At 64.1% G+C, this 19706-nt stretch carries 17 protein-coding genes; 6 read left to right on the top strand and 11 right to left on the bottom strand.

Features of this window, described 5'->3' with window-relative positions:
• The first annotated feature begins 77 nt into the window (after window positions 1–77).
• Both cysE and BWQ93_RS04135 read left to right on the top strand, forming a co-directional pair.
• On the top strand, window positions 78–791 hold the full coding sequence (cysE, locus tag BWQ93_RS04130; RefSeq protein ID WP_077029408.1) for a serine O-acetyltransferase: 714 nt from the start codon (window positions 78–80) through the stop codon (window positions 789–791).
• Complete coding sequence (locus BWQ93_RS04135) at window positions 791–1138, top strand: DUF2794 domain-containing protein (protein ID WP_077029409.1); 348 nt, start codon at window positions 791–793, stop codon at window positions 1136–1138. The genes cysE and BWQ93_RS04135 overlap by 1 nt, the downstream gene beginning before the upstream one ends.
• Here the strand turns inward: BWQ93_RS04135 and BWQ93_RS04140 are convergent.
• The 3 genes from BWQ93_RS04140 to BWQ93_RS04150 all read right to left on the bottom strand — a co-directional run bounded on the left by BWQ93_RS04140 (window position 1116) and on the right by BWQ93_RS04150 (window position 3888).
• The gene (locus BWQ93_RS04140; protein WP_077029410.1) at window positions 1116–2186 is read right to left on the bottom strand and encodes a hypothetical protein; all 1071 of its coding nucleotides are present in this window, start codon (window positions 2184–2186) and stop codon (window positions 1116–1118) included. The genes BWQ93_RS04135 and BWQ93_RS04140 overlap by 23 nt on opposite strands.
• A 78-nt stretch (window positions 2187–2264) precedes the next feature.
• On the bottom strand, window positions 2265–2921 hold the full coding sequence (locus BWQ93_RS04145) for a DUF4328 domain-containing protein (RefSeq protein ID WP_077029411.1): 657 nt from the start codon (window positions 2919–2921) through the stop codon (window positions 2265–2267).
• A gap of 64 nt (window positions 2922–2985) precedes the next feature.
• Window positions 2986–3888 (bottom strand): SDR family NAD(P)-dependent oxidoreductase, encoded by a 903-nt coding sequence (locus BWQ93_RS04150; protein ID WP_077029412.1) that lies wholly within the window; start codon window positions 3886–3888, stop codon window positions 2986–2988.
• A gap of 202 nt (window positions 3889–4090) precedes the next feature.
• On the opposite strand from BWQ93_RS04150, the gene BWQ93_RS04155 reads away from it, so the two are divergent.
• Complete coding sequence (locus tag BWQ93_RS04155; protein WP_077029413.1) at window positions 4091–5458, top strand: OprO/OprP family phosphate-selective porin; 1368 nt, start codon at window positions 4091–4093, stop codon at window positions 5456–5458.
• A gap of 182 nt (window positions 5459–5640) precedes the next feature.
• Here the strand turns inward: BWQ93_RS04155 and phoB are convergent, their stop codons facing one another.
• The 7 genes from phoB to BWQ93_RS20685 all read right to left on the bottom strand — a co-directional run bounded on the left by phoB (window position 5641) and on the right by BWQ93_RS20685 (window position 13850).
• Complete coding sequence (gene phoB / locus BWQ93_RS04160; RefSeq protein WP_058809318.1) at window positions 5641–6336, bottom strand: phosphate regulon transcriptional regulator PhoB; 696 nt, start codon at window positions 6334–6336, stop codon at window positions 5641–5643.
• Window positions 6336–7055 (bottom strand): phosphate signaling complex protein PhoU, encoded by a 720-nt coding sequence (gene phoU / locus BWQ93_RS04165; RefSeq protein ID WP_443029358.1) that lies wholly within the window; start codon window positions 7053–7055, stop codon window positions 6336–6338. The genes phoB and phoU overlap by 1 nt, the downstream gene beginning before the upstream one ends.
• A 25-nt stretch (window positions 7056–7080) precedes the next feature.
• Window positions 7081–7863, bottom strand: a complete 783-nt coding sequence (gene pstB / locus BWQ93_RS04170; protein WP_077029415.1) for a phosphate ABC transporter ATP-binding protein PstB — start codon at window positions 7861–7863, stop codon at window positions 7081–7083.
• Window positions 7864–7865: 2 nt separating this feature from the next.
• The gene (gene pstA, locus BWQ93_RS04175) at window positions 7866–9122 is read right to left on the bottom strand and encodes a phosphate ABC transporter permease PstA (RefSeq protein ID WP_077029416.1); all 1257 of its coding nucleotides are present in this window, start codon (window positions 9120–9122) and stop codon (window positions 7866–7868) included.
• Window positions 9115–10491: a phosphate ABC transporter permease subunit PstC gene (gene pstC / locus BWQ93_RS04180; protein WP_077029417.1), complete on the bottom strand. Its 1377-nt coding sequence runs from the start codon at window positions 10489–10491 to the stop codon at window positions 9115–9117. Before pstC ends, pstA begins: the two co-directional genes overlap by 8 nt.
• Before the next feature lie 239 nt (window positions 10492–10730).
• On the bottom strand, window positions 10731–11780 hold the full coding sequence (locus tag BWQ93_RS04185) for a substrate-binding domain-containing protein (protein WP_077029418.1): 1050 nt from the start codon (window positions 11778–11780) through the stop codon (window positions 10731–10733).
• Between the two features lie 141 nt (window positions 11781–11921).
• Window positions 11922–13850 (bottom strand): hypothetical protein, encoded by a 1929-nt coding sequence (locus BWQ93_RS20685; RefSeq protein ID WP_156878130.1) that lies wholly within the window; start codon window positions 13848–13850, stop codon window positions 11922–11924.
• Between the two features lie 102 nt (window positions 13851–13952).
• Here BWQ93_RS20685 and BWQ93_RS04190 point away from each other — a divergent pair, with 102 nt between their 5' ends.
• Both BWQ93_RS04190 and BWQ93_RS04195 read left to right on the top strand, forming a co-directional pair.
• Window positions 13953–14279, top strand: coding sequence for a putative quinol monooxygenase (locus BWQ93_RS04190; RefSeq protein WP_232314732.1), 327 nt, complete (start codon window positions 13953–13955; stop codon window positions 14277–14279).
• A gap of 446 nt (window positions 14280–14725) precedes the next feature.
• A complete protein-coding gene (locus tag BWQ93_RS04195) occupies window positions 14726–15346 on the top strand; it encodes a hypothetical protein (RefSeq protein ID WP_077032194.1) in 621 nt (206 codons plus the stop codon).
• A 104-nt stretch (window positions 15347–15450) separates the two neighbouring features.
• On the opposite strand, the gene uvrA is transcribed toward BWQ93_RS04195, so the two are convergent.
• Window positions 15451–18351: an excinuclease ABC subunit UvrA gene (uvrA, locus tag BWQ93_RS04200; RefSeq protein ID WP_077029419.1), complete on the bottom strand. Its 2901-nt coding sequence runs from the start codon at window positions 18349–18351 to the stop codon at window positions 15451–15453.
• A 166-nt stretch (window positions 18352–18517) separates the two neighbouring features.
• Here uvrA and BWQ93_RS04205 point away from each other — a divergent pair, with 166 nt between their 5' ends.
• The gene (locus BWQ93_RS04205) at window positions 18518–19705 is read left to right on the top strand and encodes a M64 family metallopeptidase (RefSeq protein WP_077029420.1); all 1188 of its coding nucleotides are present in this window, start codon (window positions 18518–18520) and stop codon (window positions 19703–19705) included.
• The last annotated feature ends 1 nt before the right edge of the window (window position 19706 follow it).

Raw genomic sequence — 19706 nt, forward strand, 5'->3', positions numbered from 1 at the left:
AAATAAGCCGGGGCTGGAAATGCTGCCGCCAAACATCTATTTACTGCGGTACATAATAGGGTCGCAGGGGACGTTTGATGTTCAACGGGCTGGTCGCCTATCTCGATTCGATCAAGGCGCGCGACCCCGCGCCGCGCTCGCGCTGGGAAATCATGCTCTATCCGGGCCTGCTCGCGGTCGGCATGCACCGCGTCGCGCACTGGCTGTTCGAGGCCGACCTGTTTTTCCTCGCACGCTTCGTCAATCATTTCGCGCGCTTCCTGACCGCGATCGACATCCACCCAGGCGCGAAGATCGGGCGGCACCTGTTCATCGACCATGGTTTCGGCGTGGTGATCGGCGAGACCGCCGAGATCGGCGACAATGTCTCGATCTACCAGGGCGTGACCTTGGGCGGTACCGACCCCGCCAACGGCATCGGCGGCAAGCGCCACCCGACGCTGGCGAACGACGTGATCGTCGGCTCGGGGGCGCAGATCCTGGGCCCGGTCACGGTCAGCCCGCGCGCGCGGATCGGCGCCAATGCGGTGGTGACCAAGGACGTGCCCGAGGGTGCGGTGATGGTCGGCATCCCCGCCCGCTCGACCTTGGTCGACGCCAGCGAATATGCGCGCGAGTTCATCCCTTACGGCACCTGCAACGAGACCTTCGACCCCGCGACGCAGAAGGTCGAGCTGCTGCAATGCCAGCTCGAGCAGCTCCAGAAGCAGCTCGTCGCGCTCGTCGCCGAGCGCGACGCCGCTATCGTCGTCGCCGAACCCGCACCGCGCAAGGGGCGTAGCCGCGCCTGATGGGAACGGTGACGCCCCTGCCGCTCGCCGGTCGCACGGCGCCGCAGCAGACCGGTTTCGAGCGCACCGAACTCCTGCGCATCCTCGATCTCTATGGCCGGATGGTCGCGGCGGGGCATTGGCGCGACTATGCGATGGACTTCCACCGCGATGCGGCGATCTTCTCGGCCTTCCGCCGCGCCGCCGAGCGCCCCGAATATCGCATAGAGAAACGCCCCGCACTACGGAGCCGGCAGGGCATGTGGGCCCTTGTCTCCGAAGCCGGGGCGGTCCTGAAACGCGGGGACGAGCTCGCGAACATACTCGCCCCCGTCGAACGCAAGCTTATGAAGCTGGTATCGGACTAGGCGCGATCGTTGCGGGCAGCTGGTTCGCGAGGTTCGCGGGCAGGAAACCCACCACCACGCTGCGCGCATTCTGCCAGAAGGCCGAGAGCAGGAGCAGCGCCGAGCCGATCACGAAGGCGGTCAGCGCGACGTTGAGCTCGACCGCGCCGAATGTGCGGAACAGCTCGGTCAGCGCGAACAGCACATAGGCGAGGGCGGAGACGAGCAGCGCACGGCGGTCGATCGCCAGCGCAATGATCCCGAACAGGATATAGACGCCGACCACCAGCACCGCGGCGCCGCTGCCGATATTGCCGCCGTCGGTGACGCCGAGCAGGTGGAAGATCGGATGCGCGATCATCGGCGCGGCGAGCAGGTGGAGCCAGAAGGCGACGTCGCTGCGGCGCGTCTGGCGCACGCGGTCGCTGCGGTCCCACCACATCGCGAGCGCGAAGACGCCGAGCCCGGCGACGAGCACCAGCGACATCACCAGCGTTTCGCCATCCTGCGGAACGCCGGTGATCGACAGCACCAGCGCGACCGCGGTCGCGGCGAGCGCGGCGGTGCCGGCGGCGACGGTGATCGGCACCATGAAGCGGCGCCAGTGGAACCAGGTCGCACTCGCGGTGATCAGCGCGATCGCGCCGACGACGATCGCGCCGACGGTCTCGTCGGGACGGTTGCCGAAGATCGCCTCGCCATGTTCGACCAGGAAGCCGACCATCGAGGCAAAGACGCCGCCCGCGAAGGCGAGGACGAGCACGATGCTGGGCAGCGCCATGCGGCGTTTGCGGGTGAAATACTCGGCCAGGAACCAGGCCGAGCCGGCGACGAAGATGCCCGCGAGCGCGGTGTGGATCGACTGGCCGATCCACGCAACCGCGACGAGCAGGATCACCGCGGCGATGCTGACGAAGATGTCGTTGAAACCGGTGATGAGGCGGAATGATTCCTCGTCCGCCCCGGGGGCGGCGCGCACCGACGCGATATGCGCGCGGAAAGCCGCTACGGCCTCCGGCGTCATGACCTTTGCGTCGACCGCGGCTTGCAGGTCGCTTTCGCTGTACATTTGGGGTCGTCCTTCTGTCCGATCCCCTTGCCCCGCGACGTTTATGGCATAACTGTGTTAGTGATGCAATACGATAAATCAGGTGAAGATTTGCGCAGCGGTAAGGCGGTCGCGCTGGGCTTTGGTGATGCGATCGACAAGGCACAGGGCGAGCGGATAGACGATCAGGTTGGTCGCCGAGTAGACGAGTCCGAGGATCAGCGCTTCGCGCTCTTCGGCGGGCGAGGCAGCGTCGATCGATGCCCTGGTCATGACGACGCCGACGACGAGCGAAAAGCACCAGGCGCCCCACCAGCCGATCAGCAGCCCCTCGCTGCCAGACGAGCGTTCGGCGTCGCCATACAGGCTGGCGTTCCAGATCTGGCGCATCGCCCGATAGGGTTTGAACAAATTTGCGATCGGGACGAAATGCCATCCGACCGCCCAGGCGGGTGTGAAGGCGAAGCGCGGCGTGCGCGCGGCCTTGATATTGGCGGCGGCGCGGTAAATCCACATACAGAAGATGACGTAGGTGACGAAGGCCAGGACGAGGTCCGTCATCAATATGCCGACATAGAGGGCGTTTAGGCCTTCCACCGGCGCCTCCTCGGCGAGCGACACCAGTCCGCGGAATTCGGCCACCTCGCCGATGAACACCATCGCGGAAGAGACGATCCCCGCGACCAGCAGGCCCTTGACCAGCGCGCCGCGCCGCTGGAGCAGGGCGATGCCTTCGCCCAGGGTCATGTCGGTCATAGGCGCTCCCGCGATCGGCCGCCCCGGACCGGGGCGTCGCCGACGCGGGAAACGTCTATCAGCCTCAGCCCAGCGCCTGCAAGGCGCGCATCACCGCCATCGACTGTTCGCTGCCCGACTGCGGGACGGTCTCGCCATTGCGGTCGATGATCTTCTCCCACGCGGCGGCGACGCCCTCGGGGGTGCGCTCGTCCTCGGGCAGCGCGACGCCGGGGGTCATCGTCACATAAGCGGCATGGAAGGCGCCCGCGCCCGCGCCGACGATCATGTTGGTCGGCGCATCCTCGCTGACGAGGTAGAGCGCCGCCGGGACGACATTCTCGGGCGTGAACTTCTCGAACAGTTCGGCGGGGAAGATGTCCTCGGTCATCCGCGTGCCCGCGACCGGCGCGATGGTGTTGCAGCGGATATTGTATTTCGCGCCTTCGAGGTGGAGCGTCTTGGTCAGCCCCGCGAGGCCCAGCTTCGCCGCGCCATAATTGGCCTGGCCGAAATTGCCGTAGAGCCCGGTCGACGAGGCCGTCATCAGCAGACGGCCATAGGCCTGCTCGCGCATCGTGTCCCACACCGCCTTGGTGACATTGGCGCTGCCGCTGACGTGGACCTTCAGCACCAGGTCGAAATCGGCCGGCTCCATTTTGGCGAAGCTCTTGTCGCGCAGGATGCCGGCGTTGTTGATGACGATATGGACGCCGCCCCATGCTTCCTTGGCCTTGGCGACCATTTCGACCATCTGCTCATATTCGGTGACGCTGCCGCCGTTCGACATCGCGGTGCCGCCGAAGGCCTCGATCTCCTCGACCACCTGCAGCGCCGAGTCCGAATGGCCGGTGCCGTCGCGCGCGCCGCCAAGGTCGTTGACCACGACCTTCGCGCCGCGCCGCGCCAGTTCGAGCGCATAGGCGCGGCCCAGGCCGCCGCCGGCGCCGGTAACGATGGCAACGCGTCCGTCAAATTTGATCGTCATGATGGTCTCCCGGAAGGGCGATTCCCTGAAAAATTGCCCGAAAAAACTGGCCTGTCCTTAGCCCCAGATTGCGGCGAGGCAAGCGGCGACTGCGACGAAGCGTACGGTGCAACATAATTGTCACGATGGAGTCGCGGAATTGTCATCTATGCGTCATAGCAGCGCGCCCAGACCCGCCACCGCACCAGCCGGAGCCTTGTAAATGCGTCCCACCCTGATTGCCGCCTGCCTCGCATCGTCGATGCTGACGATGCCCGCCACCGCCCACGCTCAGGCGATGACCGCCGAAGAGGCTGCGGCGCTACGCGCCGAGCTGGCGGCGCTCAAGGCACAGGTCCAGACGCTCGAGACGCGCCTCGACGCTGCGATTGCGCAGCCGGCCCCGACGCCCGTCGCGACGCCCACCCCAGCGCCGAGCGCGCCGCCGGTGACCGCCAAACCCGCGACCGAAATTGGCTGGAAGGGCGCCCCCGAGATCAAGACCGCCGACGGCTCGAGCTTCAAGCCGCGCGGGCGCATCCAGCTCGACGTCGCGGGGATCGACGCGCCCGATGGCGTGCTCGGCAATCGCGGCGGCACCGCGACCGAGTTCCGCCGCGTCTATCTGGGAGTCGATGGCAAGATCCCGGGCGGCTTTTCCTACCGCGTCGAGGCGGATATCGCGAACAGCTCGGTCGAGTTGACCGATGTCTATTTCACCTATGGCCCCGGGCCGCTGTCGGTGACGGTCGGCCAGATCAAGCCCTTCTGGGGGCTCGAGGACATGACGAGCGACCTGTTCCTCAGCCATCTGGAGCGTTCGGCCTTTACCTCGGCCTTCGGGTTCGAGCGCCGCGTCGGGCTGTCGGCGCAATATAAGGGCAAGGCGGTGCTGCTGCAGGGCGGGGTGTTCGGCGACAATGCCGCCGACCTCAACGACAGCAACCACAGCATCGGCGTCGACGCGCGCGCGGTGTTCATGCCCAAGCTGGGCGACACCCAGCTGCACCTCGGCGGGTCGATCCACTTGCGCGATCTCAACAATCCGGCGGGCACGGTGCGCTATCGTGCGCGGCCGTTCGTGCACACCACCGACGTGCGCCTCGTCGACACTGGCGAGATCGACGTCAGCGGCGAGCGCGGTATGGGGCTGGAGGCCGCGGTGCTCGCGGGGCCGTTCCACGCGGCGGGCGAGGGCTATTGGCAGACCGCGAAGCGCGACGGCGCGGCGGACCCCACCTATTTTGGCGGCTATGCCGAGGTCGGCATGGTACTGACCAAGGGCGACAAGCGCAGCTACAAGGACGGCGTCTTCGACCGGCTGAAGCCGTCGAACCCGATCACCGAGGGCGGCATCGGCGCGATCGAGGTCAATGCGCGCTACGACCATCTCGACCTCAACGATGCCGGTATAGTCGGCGGGCGCCAGCGTGCGGCGCTGCTGTCGCTGGTCTGGGCGCCCATCGAATATATCCGCCTGACCGCCAGCTACGGCCGCCTGCGCATCAACGACGCCCGCATCGCCGCGGCGGGGGGCGACCGCGATTATTCCGCGGACACCTTCGGGCTGCGGACGCAGATCGATTTTTGATGGGATTCATCCTCCCTGCGGCGAAGTCGTGGGGAGGGGGACCGCCCGAAGGGTGGTGGAGGGGCGGGGTGCTTCAGCGCCGGTCTAGACCCGTCGCCCCTCCACCATGCTTCGCATGGTTCCCCTCCCCATCGCTTCGCGACAGGGAGGATTATGGGACACCGGCAATCGCTGACGAACGCTCAACCCTTGCCCGCATCCAGCGCATACCCCGCCGAGCGGACCGTGCGGATGATGTCCGCGGTCCCCGGCAGGTTGATCGCCTTGCGCAGCCGCCGGATATGGACATCGACGGTGCGCAGCTCAATATCGCTGTCCTGGCCCCACACGCTGTCGAGCAATTGCCCGCGCGAGAAGACGCGGCCGGGATGCTCCATGAAATGGCGCAGCAGGCGGAATTCGGTCGGGCCCATGTTCACGATCTGGCCGCCGCGCACCACCTTGTGCGCGACCGAGTCGAGCTCGATATCGGCATAGGCGAGCAATTCGCCGGCGAGCGCGGGGCGCAGGCGGCGGAGCACCGCCGACACGCGCGCGACCAGCTCGCGCGGGCTGAACGGCTTGGTGACATAATCGTCGGCGCCGGTCTCGAGCCCGCGGATGCGGTCCTCTTCCTCGCCGCGCGCGGTCAGCATGATGATCGGGACGTTCGCCGACTTGGGGTTGCGGCGCAGCCGCCGGCAGACCTCGATGCCCGGCAGGCTTTCGATCATCCAGTCCAGGAGAACGATGTCGGGGACGCGTTCCTCGACGAGGACAAGTGCCTGTTCGCCGTCGGGGGTCTGACGGACCGAAAAGCCTTCGCGCGCGAAATGCCAGACGATGAGCTCGGCGATCGCCTCGTCATCCTCGATCAGCAGCAGGTCGGGCTGCGGCATCAGCCTTGCTCCTGCTCCGCGGCGCCATCTTCCGGCTGTTCGCCGCGCTCGCGTTCCTCCATCCGTTCGCCGGTCACGACATAATAGACCATCTCGGCGATGTTGGTCGCATGGTCGCCCATGCGCTCGAGGTTCTTGGCGACGAACAGCAGATGCGCGCTTTCCGAGATATATTTCGGATTTTCCATCATGAAGGTGACGAGCGTGCGGAAGATGCTGTTGTAGAAATCGTCGACATTCTTGTCGCGCACCGTCACCCGCACCGCGAGGTCGGCGTCGCGCGCCGCGAAGCTGTCGAGCGCGTCGTGGATCAGCTCGGCGACGATGTTCGACATCGACATCAGCAGCGGGATCGCCTCGATCGAGCGCGTCTGGTCCATCAGCGCGACGCGCTTGGCGATATTCTTGGCATAGTCGCCGATGCGCTCGACGACCGAGACGATCTTGAGCGCCGCGATCATCTCGCGCAGGTCGTCGGCCATCGGGGCGCGGAGCGCGATCGTCTGGACCGCGAGCTGCTCGACCTCGCTTTCGAGCGCGTCGATCTTCTTGTCGTCGCGCACGACCTGCGCGGCGAGTTCCTGGTCGCCCTTGTTGAGCGCGGTCATCGCCTGGAGCAGCGCCTGTTCCGCGCGGCCGCCCATCTCGCTGATCAGGCCGCGTAGGCGGTTGAGGTCCTCGTCGAAGGCCTTGACCGTATGATCATTCACAATTGCCATCGTTCAGTCCTTGTTCGGCCGGGGCTTAACCGTAGCGGCCGGTGATATAATCCTTGGTGCGTTCCTGCTTCGGGTTGGTGAAGATGTCGGTGGTCTTGCCGTACTCGACCAAAGTCCCGAGGTGGAAGAAAGCGGTGCGCTGCGACACGCGGGCCGCCTGCTGCATATTGTGGGTGACGATCACGATCGCGAATTTGCCGCGGAGCTCGTGGATCAGTTCCTCGATCTTCGCGGTCGCGATCGGATCGAGCGCCGAGCAGGGCTCGTCCATCAGGATGACTTCGGGGTCGACCGCGATCGCCCGGGCGATGCACAGCCGCTGCTGCTGGCCGCCCGACAGCGCGGTGCCGCTTTCCTGCAGCCGGTCCTTGACCTCGTCCCACAGGCCCGCGCGGTGCAGCGCCTTTTCGACGATGCCGTCGAGGTCGTTCTTGTTCGGCGCCAGGCCGTGGATGCGCGGACCATAGGCGACATTGTCGTAGATCGACTTGGGGAACGGGTTCGGTTTCTGGAACACCATGCCGACGCGTGCGCGCAGCTGCACCACGTCCATCGACGGCGCATAGATGTCCTCGCCGTCGAGCGAAATCTTGCCCGTCACCTTCGCGCCCGCGACGGTGTCGTTCATCCGGTTCAGCGAGCGCAGAAAGGTCGACTTGCCGCAGCCCGAGGGGCCGATAAAGGCGGTGACCAGCTCGGTGCCGACGTCGATCGACACATCGTTGATCGCCTGCTTCTCGCCATAGAAGACGTTGACGTTGTGCGCCGTCATCTTGGGGTCGGCGATAGTGAGATCTTCTTGGGTCATGTTCACCAGCGTTTTTCGAACTTGTTGCGGAGGTAGATGGCGAGCGCGTTCATCGACAATAGCACGATGAGCAGCACGATGATCGCGGCGGAGGTCTTTTCGACGAAGCCGCGGTCGACCTCGTCGGACCAGAGGAAGATCTGCATCGGCAGCACCGTCGCGGGCGAGCAGACGCCGCCCGGCACGTCGCCGATGAAGGCGCGCATGCCGATCAGCAGCAGCGGCGCGGTCTCGCCCAGCGCGCGCGCCATGCCGATGATCGTGCCGGTCAATATGCCGGGGAGGGCGAGCGGCAGGACGTGGTGGAACACTACCTGCACCGGGCTGGCGCCGACGCCCAGTGCGGCGTCGCGGATCGAGGGCGGCACCGCCTTGATCGCGTTGCGGCTGGCGATGACGATTACCGGCATCGTCATTAGCGCCAGGGTCAACCCGCCCACCAACGCGCTCGCCTGGCAGATGCCGAACCAGTTGATGAACACCGCGAGCGCGAGCAGGCCGAAGATGATCGAGGGCACCGCCGCGAGGTTGTTGATCGACACCTCGATCAGGTCGGTCCAGCGGTTCTTCGGCGCATATTCCTCGAGATACAGCGCCGCGAGCACCCCGGTCGGGAAGGCGATCAGGAAGGCGATCAGGATCGTCAGCACCGATCCCTTGAGCGCCCCCCAGATTCCCGCGGCGGCGGGATCGGTGGCGTCGGCGTTGCGGAAGAAGGGCCAGTGGATGCCGGTCGAGAGCTTGCCGTCGCGTTCCAGCGCATCGACCTTCGCCCCCATCGCGCCCTTCGCGCCTTCCTTGGCGGCGATATCGACCTCGGACGAGGTCGGCAGGTGGAAGACGGTCGAGGTCTGCAGCAATTCGGGATCGGCCTTGATCGCGGTCCTCACCTCTTTCCAGGCATTTTCCGAGATCATCGCCGAGCCGCCGTCGCCCAGCGCCTCGTCGGCGGAAAAGGCGACGATGTCGGCGAGGCCCGCGCCCGCGATCACCTGGTCGGCGTCGGCATCGCCCAGCCGCGCGGTATCTACGGTCAGCGGCATCGCCTTGAAATCGATCGGAACCGCGACATTGGTGTAGGTGAAACCGCGCAGGCCGTTGCCGACCATCACGAACAGCAGGAACGCCAGGAACGCGCCCGAGGCGAGCACCGCGAGCAGCCCGAGCAGCTTGAAGCGGCGCTCGGCGGCGTAGCGCTTCGCGATGCGGGCCTGCATCGCGCCGCCCTTCCAGTCGGTGGGGGATGTCCGGTCAGTCATAAGCTTCGCGATACTTTTTGACGATGCGCAGCGCGACGATGTTGAGCAGCAAGGTCACGACGAACAGCACGAGGCCGAGCGCGAAGGCGGCGAGCGTCTTGGCGCTGTCGAATTCCTGGTCGCCGGTGAGCAGCTTGACGATCTGCGCGGTCACCGTGGTGACGCTGGCAAAGGGGTTGGCGGTCATGTTGGCGGAGAGGCCCGCGGCCATCACGACGATCATCGTCTCGCCGATCGCGCGGCTGACCGCGAGCAATATGCCGCCCATCACGCCGGGCAGCGCGGCGGGGATCAGCACCTGGCGGATCGTCTCGTTCGGCGTCGCGCCCAGCGCAAGGCTGCCGTCGCGCATCGCCTGCGGCACCGCGTTGATGCTGTCGTCGGCCATCGACGAGACGAAGGGGATGATCATCACGCCCATTACGATGCCCGCGGCGAGCGCGCTTTCGGTCGAGGCGTTGGGAATGCCCAGCATCACCGCGAACTCGCGCAGCGCCGGCGCGACGGTCAGCGCCGCGAAATAGCCATAGACCACCGTCGGCACCCCCGCGAGGATCTCGAGCAACGGCTTGACCCAGCGGCGCACGCGCGGCGCGGCATATTGGGTGAGGTAGACCGCGGTCATCATCCCGATGGGAATGGCGACGATCATCGCGATGATCGCGCCGATCAGGATCGTGCCCCAGAAGAGCGGGATGCCGCCGAAGGTGTCGTCCTGCGGCGCGCCGCTGGTCGGCGCCCAGTTCGTCCCGAACAGCAGCTCGGCCGGCGAGACGAGGCGGAAGAAGCGGATCGATTCGAAGAGCAAGGACAGCACGATGCCGAAGGTCGTCAGGATCGCGACCAGCGACGCGAGCAGCAGCACCAGCATCACGATCTTCTCGACCCGCGTGCGGGCGCGGAATTCGGGCTTGATCCGCGTGAAGGCGTAAAGCCCGCCCGCGAGCGCCAGCGCCAGCATCGCGCCGATGCCGATCCACGCATAGCGGTGCGTCGCATCGGCGTAGGGCGCGACCAGCGGCGCCGCGGCGGGGATGCGCACCGCCGCCTGCTGGCCCTGCGCGACGCTCCGTGCATCCGACAGGATCGCGCCGCGCTCGAAGCCGAAGGCGGGCAGGGTCCTTGCCGCGTCGCTCGCGAGCACGTCGTTGGTGATCAGCCCCGGCGATACCGCGCTCCACACCGCCAGGAACAAAGCGGCGGGGGCGAACAGCCACAGCGCGACATACCAGCCATGATATTGCGGGCGCGAATGCAGCTTGGCCTGCGCGCGACCCGCGAGCAGGTTCGACCGCGCGCGCCCGGCGATCCAGCCGATCAGCGCGAGCCCCGCGATCAGGAGCAACAAGGCGGCGGCGTTGAAGGTCACATTGTCCCCGTTATCGTCATGCCCGTGCCGACCCAAAGCGGGCGCGCGTGGCAGTTTCGTGACTATACACCAACTTCCGTTCGCCCTGAGCTTGTCGAAGGGCCGTTCTTTCTTGTCGGACGCCGCCAAAGAGAAGGACGGTGCTTCGACAAGCTCAGCACGAACGGGGAAGGGAAGTCAAAAAAAGCGGCGGCCGGTCCGGGGATGAGGGCCCCGGACCGACCGCCGGCGGGAGGAACTTATTTCAGCTCGGCGCCGTTCAGCGCGGTCATGCCCTTGGCATTCGCCGCGGCGGTGTCCGCGATCGCCTTGGGCGACACGATCAGGCCCTTGGCGCCCAGATAGCCGCCTTCGCCCGCGCCCTTCAGGAATTCGGCGACATATTCGGCGAGGCCGGGGATCACGCCGACATGCTTCTTCTTGACGTAGATGAAGAGCGGGCGCGAGCCGGGATAGCTGCCGTCGGCGATCGCGGCATAGCTGGGGGCGACGCCCTGCACCGGCACCGCCTTGATCTTGTCCTTGTTGGCGTCGAGATAGCTGAAGCCGAAGATGCCGAGGCTGGTCGGGTTTTTGTCGAGCTTCGAGATGATCAAATTGTCGTTCTCGCCCTGCTCGACATAATAGGGCGCGCCGCGCAGCGTGGTGCAGGTCGCCTCATGCTTGTCCTTGTCGCTGTCCTTCAGCGCCTTCATCTCGGCATTGGCGTCGCAGCCCTTGCCCAGGATCAGTTCCTTGAACGCGTCGTAAGTGCCGCTGGTCGACGGCGGCCCGAAGACCGAGATCGCGACTGCGGGCAGCGCCGGGTTGACGTCCTTCCACGTCTTGGCGGTGTTCGGCTTGCCGTAAGGATTGGCGGCGAGCGCCTTATAGACATCCTCTTCGGTCAGCTGGAAACCGGGGCCGCGCGTCGCTTCGCCCAGCGCGATGCCGTCGATGCCGACCTGGATTTCGACGATCTCGGTCACGCCATTCTTGGCGCAGGTGTCGAATTCCTTCTTCTTGATGCGGCGCGAGGCGTTCGCGATGTCGGGGGTGTCGCCGCCGACGCCGGCGCAGAAGCGCTCGAAGCCGCCGCCGGTGCCGGTGCTGTCGATCTTGGGCTTCTTGTTGCCGGTGGCTTCGGCGAAGCGCTCGCCGACGGTGGTGGCGAAGGGATAGACGGTCGACGATCCGACCGCGCTGATATAATCGCGCGCCGCGCCGCCCGAGGAGGCCTGGTCCTGGCACGCGGAGAGCGCCAGCACGGCGGTTGCGGCGCCGGCGACGAGAGCGAATTTCTGCAGCATTGAGATGTCCTGTCGGGGGTCGCTAACGGAGCGAACCACCCCCCCCGCGGCGACTCGCTGAGCCGCCAATGGGGGAGTTGTGTGACGTGTTTGTGACAGGGATTGTCATGGAAGTGTCATGCGGTCGCCGCCTAAGCGGAGCTAAGGTAAGAGCATTGCTTGGGCTTTCCGTATTAGTCGGAGGATCCCGCGCTTAACCCATACTCTCAGGCCATGTGGCCCCAATAGTTTGAATGAATCTAGGAACGCGAATGCCGACAGTATTCCGACTATTAATGTAAGCCAAAATGGCGACGCAGAGGATCCAAAAATTCCAAGCGTCGCCATCGTCCCCGCAAGAAAGAGGGCTGCAATAAACCAGGATATACCGATCGATAGCGTTTCAGCGATGGAATGGGCCTTCTGTTCGGCCAGGTTTGCGGACTCGTTGGCGGCGAGTTCTTCGACAAGTTTTCGTTCATCTGACCGAGCTTGATCTACGATCGCATCACGATCCGCCGTTGCGCGGCTCAACAGTTCTGCAGCATTTACTGTCCGTATTAGAGCAGAGTTTCCAGTCGTTGACGAAAGTGCCACATCTCGAACGGAGCTTACGAGGAAAGCATTATTGTAGAGATCGCTGACCTCCTCGGGGGCGCTCTTTTCCAAAAACTCCCTAAGCCTATCATCAAAGTCGTCATCAGGTAGCCGTGCCTCGTAGCAATTTGCGATAAGTTCCTTAGTTATAACCTCATCATTATCGAACTTTTCATTCATAACCCAAGCTATCGTCGACATTTGCCCAACCGTCATTATCGGCCAAATTGATCTCCCTGTGACATATCTCTCTTCGATAAGGAATTCGCGACTAAGCCACGCCAATCTCGCGTTATGAGTGATAAAAAGATAGAGCGCTTTTGAAATGTCTCTCGTCGTTTTTCCTGCTCGCAGCCGCATTATCATCGCTAGGCTCATTGCATCGCGTTCAGGTGCCAAAGAAAATGGCCTTGTCCAGCCACCCTTCTGCTTTAAAAGGGAGACAAAATCTGATTCAGATATTTGATTTCTATCGACGTTCCTATTGGAGTATGTAGTTCCAGATTCTACGATGCCAAGACGAGCCTTTAGTCTTAGATCTAGCTCTGATCTTATCGCGTAGAGCTCCTTTATGGTCAGTTCTCCCCGTGCGATTGCTTCGTGAGTTTCACGAAACATAGGGACATTGTTCTCGTGGCATTTGATTAGCGCTTCAATGGCTTCAAAAACCTCGTCGTATGTGTGGTGAAAAATATATATCCTGCACCCTAAATCTCTCAGTTCTTCATGCAATTCTTCCGTAGCATTTTTTAGTATAGTTCCGGAGCATCCCAATAATCGTAATATAACGGGTGAATCATAAAACACGTTCAATCCGACAAGTGACTTTTTTCTTCCAACATTTTCGATATGAGTCAAAAAATCTGCAACTAAAACTCCATAAAAAATGTTTCTAATTACGTTGTATAGTGGGAGTTTGTTTGCAAAATTATGAACTATAAAATCTGCAACGATAGTAAAGTCTATAGATTTTGGATTTGTAACTATGACGTTGTCAACGTTCGCATTCTTCTTGTCTTTAGGTGGGGATTTTCCTTGAAAGAATGGGATGATAATGTCCGACCAAGAATCGGCCGTTAGCGGGTTCTCTCTGCCACGGCTCTTTGCATAAAGTGAAAGGGCGATACCGAAATTATCAATATCTGTAGTAGAGAGATCTACGGAATTTTGGCTTAGAGATGATTTCTTGTTTCGCGCTATAAGTATATTTCCTATGCTAGACTTCTCTATTGCCCCTAAATCAGTAAGCGGCCTTGACATTTGATCAAGCATATAGTATGGTATATTTATAGAGTACTTTGATTTAAGGAATTCTTTTGCTGCACCCCAATCCACCTGGTTCCCCTCTTGCTCTGCAAGGGCATGAACAGCAAATGGTATCAAGCAATCAATGGGGTTGTGAGTGCCCTGCCTAAACTGCGTGCTAAGATATGCAAAAGCTCTAAGTTCGCGGTTTTGTAGGTCGGGATTGAGAAGCGTTTGAGCGTCGATCATATTGCCCCCTCCTTGTTATCGAAATAGACTAACCCCGTTTTTTCGGTTGTCTATCGGTCTGTTGGTGACGGCAAGCCGGGTCATGTTTCAGAGGTTGATGATATGCAAGATGAATCCTTGATCCTCATCACCGGCCACGTCATCCTTACCCCCGAGCATCGCGAGCGCATGATCGCGCTCGGCGTCGAGCATAGCGCGCGGTCGCGGGGCGAGGCGGGGTGTGTGGCGCATAATTGCCATATCGATATCGAAAACTCCGACCGCCTCGTCTTCGTCGAGCAATGGGAAAGCATCGACGCGGTCCGCGCTCATTTCGCGGTGCCGGCGTCGCGCGCCTTCGTCGCCGAAATGCGCGCGCTGTCGCCCGAGCCGCCGGCGATCCGCATTTACACCGCCGACGATGTCACCGCGGCGCTGATGGGGGCTTAGCGAGGGTTTCGCGCAAAGGCGCGAAGACGCGAAGAGGGTAGTGTGCGGTGTCGGGCGGCGGGTTTGACCGCTGGCGGACTAAGGACCTCGTACAAAGCCGCGAAGGCACGAAGATGAGCCAACTCCGTTCGCCGTGAGCCTGTCGAAGGGCCGTTCTTTCCTTTCGCGGCGTCGAGGAAGAACGGTGGTTGACCTGCGGTCGCCTAGCGGCCCGACAAGCTCAGCACGAACGGGATTTTGGAGCCGCTTCGCGCCTTTGCGCCTTTGCGTGAGATAATTTCTTCGTCGACCCGGGGTCCCGCTTGACGACCGTAAAAAGCGGGACCCCGGATCAAGTCCGGGGTGACGGGGTGACGGGATACGGGCGAGGGCAGGCCTTCGCCTTGCTCCACACGCCATTGTTTGCCACAGCTTCGCCGCGCGGCATGCGCCGCATCGGGGGGCATATGAGCGGGTTCGAGTTCGTCTTTTCGCTGTTCGGGCTGATCCTCGGCCTCGCGCTCGCCGAGGGGCTGGGCGGGCTGGCGCGCGCGATGAAGGCCAGCCACCGCGTGCGCATCGGCTGGCCGACCGCACTGCTCGGGCTGTTCGTGTCGTGCGACGTCGTCACCTTCTGGATGTACGGCTGGGCGGTGCGCGAGCTGATCCCGATCAGCTGGCCCGTGCTGTTCGGCGGCTTCCTGGTCACCGCGCTCTATTTCGTCGCCGCGAGCCTCGTCTTCCCCGACGACCCCGAGGAATGGAGCGACCTCGATGCGCATTTCGACAAGCAGCACCGCCGCGTGATCGGCGCGGTGCTGCTGTGCAATATCGCGCTGCTGGCCAGCGTCGCGTGGCTCGCGACCTTCCCGGCGTTCGACCTGCGCAACGCGGTGGTGACGTGGAGCTTCTTCCCCGTGTCGGCGCTGGCGCTCGCCGCGAAGGACCTGCGCAACGCGGTGGTGACGTGGAGCTTCTTCCCCGTGTCGGCGCTGGCGCTCGCCGCGAAGGACCGGCGCGTCGTGGTGGGGTGTCTGGCCTGGTTGATCGCGCTCTACCCGCTGTCGGCGGTGTGGCACGCTGGATAACTCCCCTCCCATTTATGGGAGGGGTTGGGGGAGGGCCTGTTTGGTGGGTGCGGGACGGCCACAGACCCTCCCCAAACCCCTCCCGCAAGCCGGAGGGGCTTAAATTATTTCCCCGACGCCAGCATCGGCGCCAGATATTGCCCGGTGTAGCTCCGCGGATTCTTCGCGACCTGCTCGGGGGTGCCGCTCGCGACGACCTCGCCGCCCTTGACCCCGCCCTCGGGGCCCATGTCGACGATATAGTCGGCGGTCTTGATGACGTCGAGGTTATGCTCGATCACGATCACGCTGTTGCCCTGCTCGACCAGCGCCTGCAGCACTTCCAAGAGCTTGCGCACATCCTCGAAATGCAGGCCGGTGGTGGGCTCGTCGAGGATGTAGAGCGTCTGCCCGGTCGAGCGGCGCGACAGCTCCTTGGCGAGCTTGACGCGCTGCGCCTCGCCCCCCGACAGCGTCGTCGCCTGCTGCCCGACCTTGATATAGCCGAGCCCGACGCGGACGAGCATCGCCATCTTCTCTCGGATCGACGGCACCGCCTTGAAGAATTCGGCGGCATCCTCGACCGTCATGTCGAGCACGTCGGCGATGCTGTGCCCCTTGAACTTCACCTCGAGCGTCTCGCGGTTGTAGCGTTTGCCGTGGCACGTCTCGCACGTCACATAAACGTCGGGCAGGAAGTGCATCTCGATCTTGATCAGGCCGTCGCCGGTGCAGGTCTCGCAGCGCCCGCCCTTGACGTTGAAGCTGAAGCGCCCGGGCTTGTAGCCGCGCGCCTGGCTTTCGGGCAGCCCCGCGAACCAGTCGCGGATGATCGTGAAGGCGCCCGTATATGTCGCGGGGTTCGAGCGCGGGGTGCGGCCGATCGGCGACTGGTCGATGTCGATGACCTTGTCGCAATGCTCCAGCCCCTTCAGGCTGTCGTGCGGCCCCGCGACCATGCGCGCGCCGTTGAGCACGCGCGCCGCGCTGGCGTAGAGCGTGTCGATGATCAGGCTCGACTTGCCGCTGCCCGACAGGCCGGTGACGCAGGTGAAGGTGCCGAGCGGGATCTTGACCGTCACATTGTCGAGGTTGTTCGCGCGCGCGCCCTTGAGCACCAGGTCGAAGCCATTGCCCTTGCGGCGGTGCTTCGGGATTTCGATGCGCTTGGTGCCGTTGAGATAGGCCGCGGTCAGGCTCTTCTCGCTCTTGAGCACCTCGTCGAGCGTCCCCTCGGCGACGATCTCGCCGCCGTGGAGCCCCGCGCCGGGACCCATGTCGACGACATAGTCGGCGTGGCGGATCGCATCCTCGTCATGCTCGACGACGATCACCGTGTTGCCGAGGTCGCGGAGGCGCTTCAAGGTCGCGAGCAGCCGGTCGTTGTCGCGCTGGTGGAGGCCGATGCTCGGTTCGTCGAGGACGTAGAGTACGCCGCTGAGCCCGCTGCCGATCTGCGAGGCGAGGCGGATGCGCTGGCTCTCGCCGCCGCTGAGCGTGCCGCTGGTGCGGTTGAGGTTGAGGTAATCGAGCCCGACATTGTTGAGGAAGCCGAGCCGCTCGTTGATCTCTTTCAGGATCGCCTTGGCGATCTGCCGCTGCGTGTCGTTCAGCTTCTCCTCGAGCGTGCCGAACCACTCGAGCGCGTCGGCGACCGAGCGCTGCGCCGACAGGCTGATATTCTCGCCCGCGATCTTCACCGCGAGCGGTTCGGGGCGCAGCCGCGCGCCGTGGCACGTCTCGCACGGCTGCGGCGTCTGATATTTCGACAGCTCCTCGCGCATCCACGCGCTCTCGGTCTGCAGCAGCCGGCGGTTGAGATTGCCGATCACCCCCTCGAACGCCTTGTGCGTCGTGTAACTGCGCCGGCCGTCCTTGAAGGTCAGCTCGACCGGCTTGCCACCGGTGCCATAGAGGATCACGAGCTGCACCTCGCCAGGCAAGTCCTGCCACGGCGTCGTCAGGTCGAAGCCATAGGCTTTGCCCAGGCTTTCAAGCACTTGCATATAATAAGGCGAGGGCGGGTTCGATTTCGCCCACGGCACCACCGCGCCCTTCTTCAGGCTCAGCGCATGGTTGGGGACGACCAGGTCGGGGTCGAACTCCTGCCGCTCGCCGAGCCCGTCGCACGCGGGGCAGGCGCCCTGCGGCGCGTTGAAGCTGAACAGCCGCGGTTCGATCTCGGCGATGGTGAAGCCCGACACGGGGCAGGCGAATTTCTCCGAGAAGATCAGCCGGTTCGCGGGAATGCCCGCGCCCTTCATCGCGCCGCCGGTGTCTTCCTCCTCGCGCCCCGGCACGGGACCGTCGGCGAGGTCGACATAAGCAAGCCCCTCGGCGAGCTTCAGCGCGGTCTCGAAACTGTCGGCGAGCCGCGTGCCGAGACCCTCACGGACTGCGATGCGGTCGACGACCACCTCGATGTCATGCTTGTATTTCTTGTCGAGCGTCGGCGCCTCGCCGATCTCGTAGAATTCGCCATCGATGCGGACGCGCGTGAAGCCGTCCTTCTGCCACTGCGCGAGTTCCTTCTTATACTCGCCTTTGCGCCCACGCACGACCGGGGCGAGCAGATAGGCGCGCGTGCCCTCGGGCAATTCCATCACGCGGTCGACCATCTGGCTGACCGTCTGCGCGCTGATCGGCTCGCCGGTTTCGGGCGAATAGGGGATGCCGACGCGCGCCCACAGCAGGCGCATATAGTCGTAGATTTCGGTGACCGTCGCGACGGTCGAGCGCGGGTTGCGGCTGGTCGTCTTCTGCTCGATGCTGATCGCCGGCGACAGCCCGTCGATATGCTCGACATCGGGCTTTTGCATCATTTCGAGGAACTGGCGCGCATAGGCGGACAGGCTCTCGACATAGCGCCGCTGGCCCTCGGCATAGATGGTGTCGAAGGCGAGGCTCGACTTGCCGCTGCCGCTGAGGCCGGTGATGACGACCAGCGCATCGCGCGGCAGGTCGACGTTCACGCCCTTCAGATTATGCTCGCGCGCACCGCGCACCGAAATATGGGTGAGACTCATGGGAGGGGTGTGTTCCAGATTTGTTCTTGGCGCGCAAGTGCGCGTTTCGCATGGGAGATAGGTATCCGGACGCGGTATCGCAACGAAGCGATTTGACGTATCGGTCCTATACGCGGACCGGCGGTTGCCGGTCTATCGACGCATCGGCCACGGCGGAGCGGACCCTATGGCAAAGCTGACCATTCCCGGCACCGCGCTCGACGCGCTTTCGCGATCGGCGCAGATCGGCGTGTCTGCGAGCGAGTGGCAAAGCTCGGAGATGTTCGAGCGCGCGCGGGTGGAATCGCTGCGCGCGCTCTGGTTCGACGGCGAGGGGCGGCAGATCGGCGAGGAAGTGGCGCTCGAGCCCATAACCTTCGATTTGGCCGAGGGGTTCGCGCCCGACGGGCGGATCGGCGCCGAGCCGGTCGCGCGCGACATCGACCTTCGCGGCGAATTGCCGCCCGCTGCCGAGCATCTGATGCTGCAATGGGGCGCTGAGCGGCTGACCGTGCGCGCCGAGGAGCTGGTCCGCGCCGACGGCATGCCCGGCGCGCCGTTACGCCGCAAATTCCCCGACGAGGCGCGCAGCTTCTATTATCCGGTGATTTCGGACGGCTTCCTCGACGCCGAGACCTTCTTCGCGCATGTCGCCGACCTGACCGGCTGGATGCGCGAGCAGCAGCCGTTCGACGGCGCCGAACTCGAACCCGTGTTCGGCATGGAGGCGCTGTTCTGGGCGGCGCCCGGCGAGGCCAAAAGCCATTTCGGCGCCCCGCTGACCGGCGACATGATCTGCGCGGTCGGCGTGGGCACGCCCGTGCTGCTGGGATCGCGCGAGGACGCCGCGCGCAAGCTTCGCGCCTTCCTGCTCGATGGCCAGGGCCTGATCCTGATGAACAGCAGCCAGCGCGGTGGCGCAGGAGGCAGCGCGCCGCACGACTTCCCGGCGTGGGCCAGCATCAACGCCTGCCCCGGCGAAGACTGGCGCCGCATCGCGCTGCACGAGATCGGGCACAGTCTGGGGCTGGAGGACGAATATGTCCTGCCCGACCTGCCGGTCTATGCGACCTGGCGCGACATGGCGTTCGACTCCGGCGCCAATGCGACGAGCAAGGCGAACCCCGGCAAGGCGCCGTGGAAGACGCAGCTCAACCTGGGCGACGACGAAGGCCGGCCGACGGTCAGCCACGCCGATCAGGACGGCGGCTGGGTCGATCCGCGGCCCGGCGGCAAACCGCTGGTCGGCACGGTGGCGGGCGCGCATTATCACGAGAAATATTTCCGCCCGTCGGGCGACTGCCTGATGCGCAGCCTCGCCGCCCCGCATTTTTGTCCGGTTTGCCAGCGGCATATCGTCGACAAGCTGCGCTAGC

Origin of the sequence: Sphingopyxis sp. QXT-31, assembly GCF_001984035.1 — a bacterium.
GTDB lineage: Bacteria > Pseudomonadota > Alphaproteobacteria > Sphingomonadales > Sphingomonadaceae > Sphingopyxis.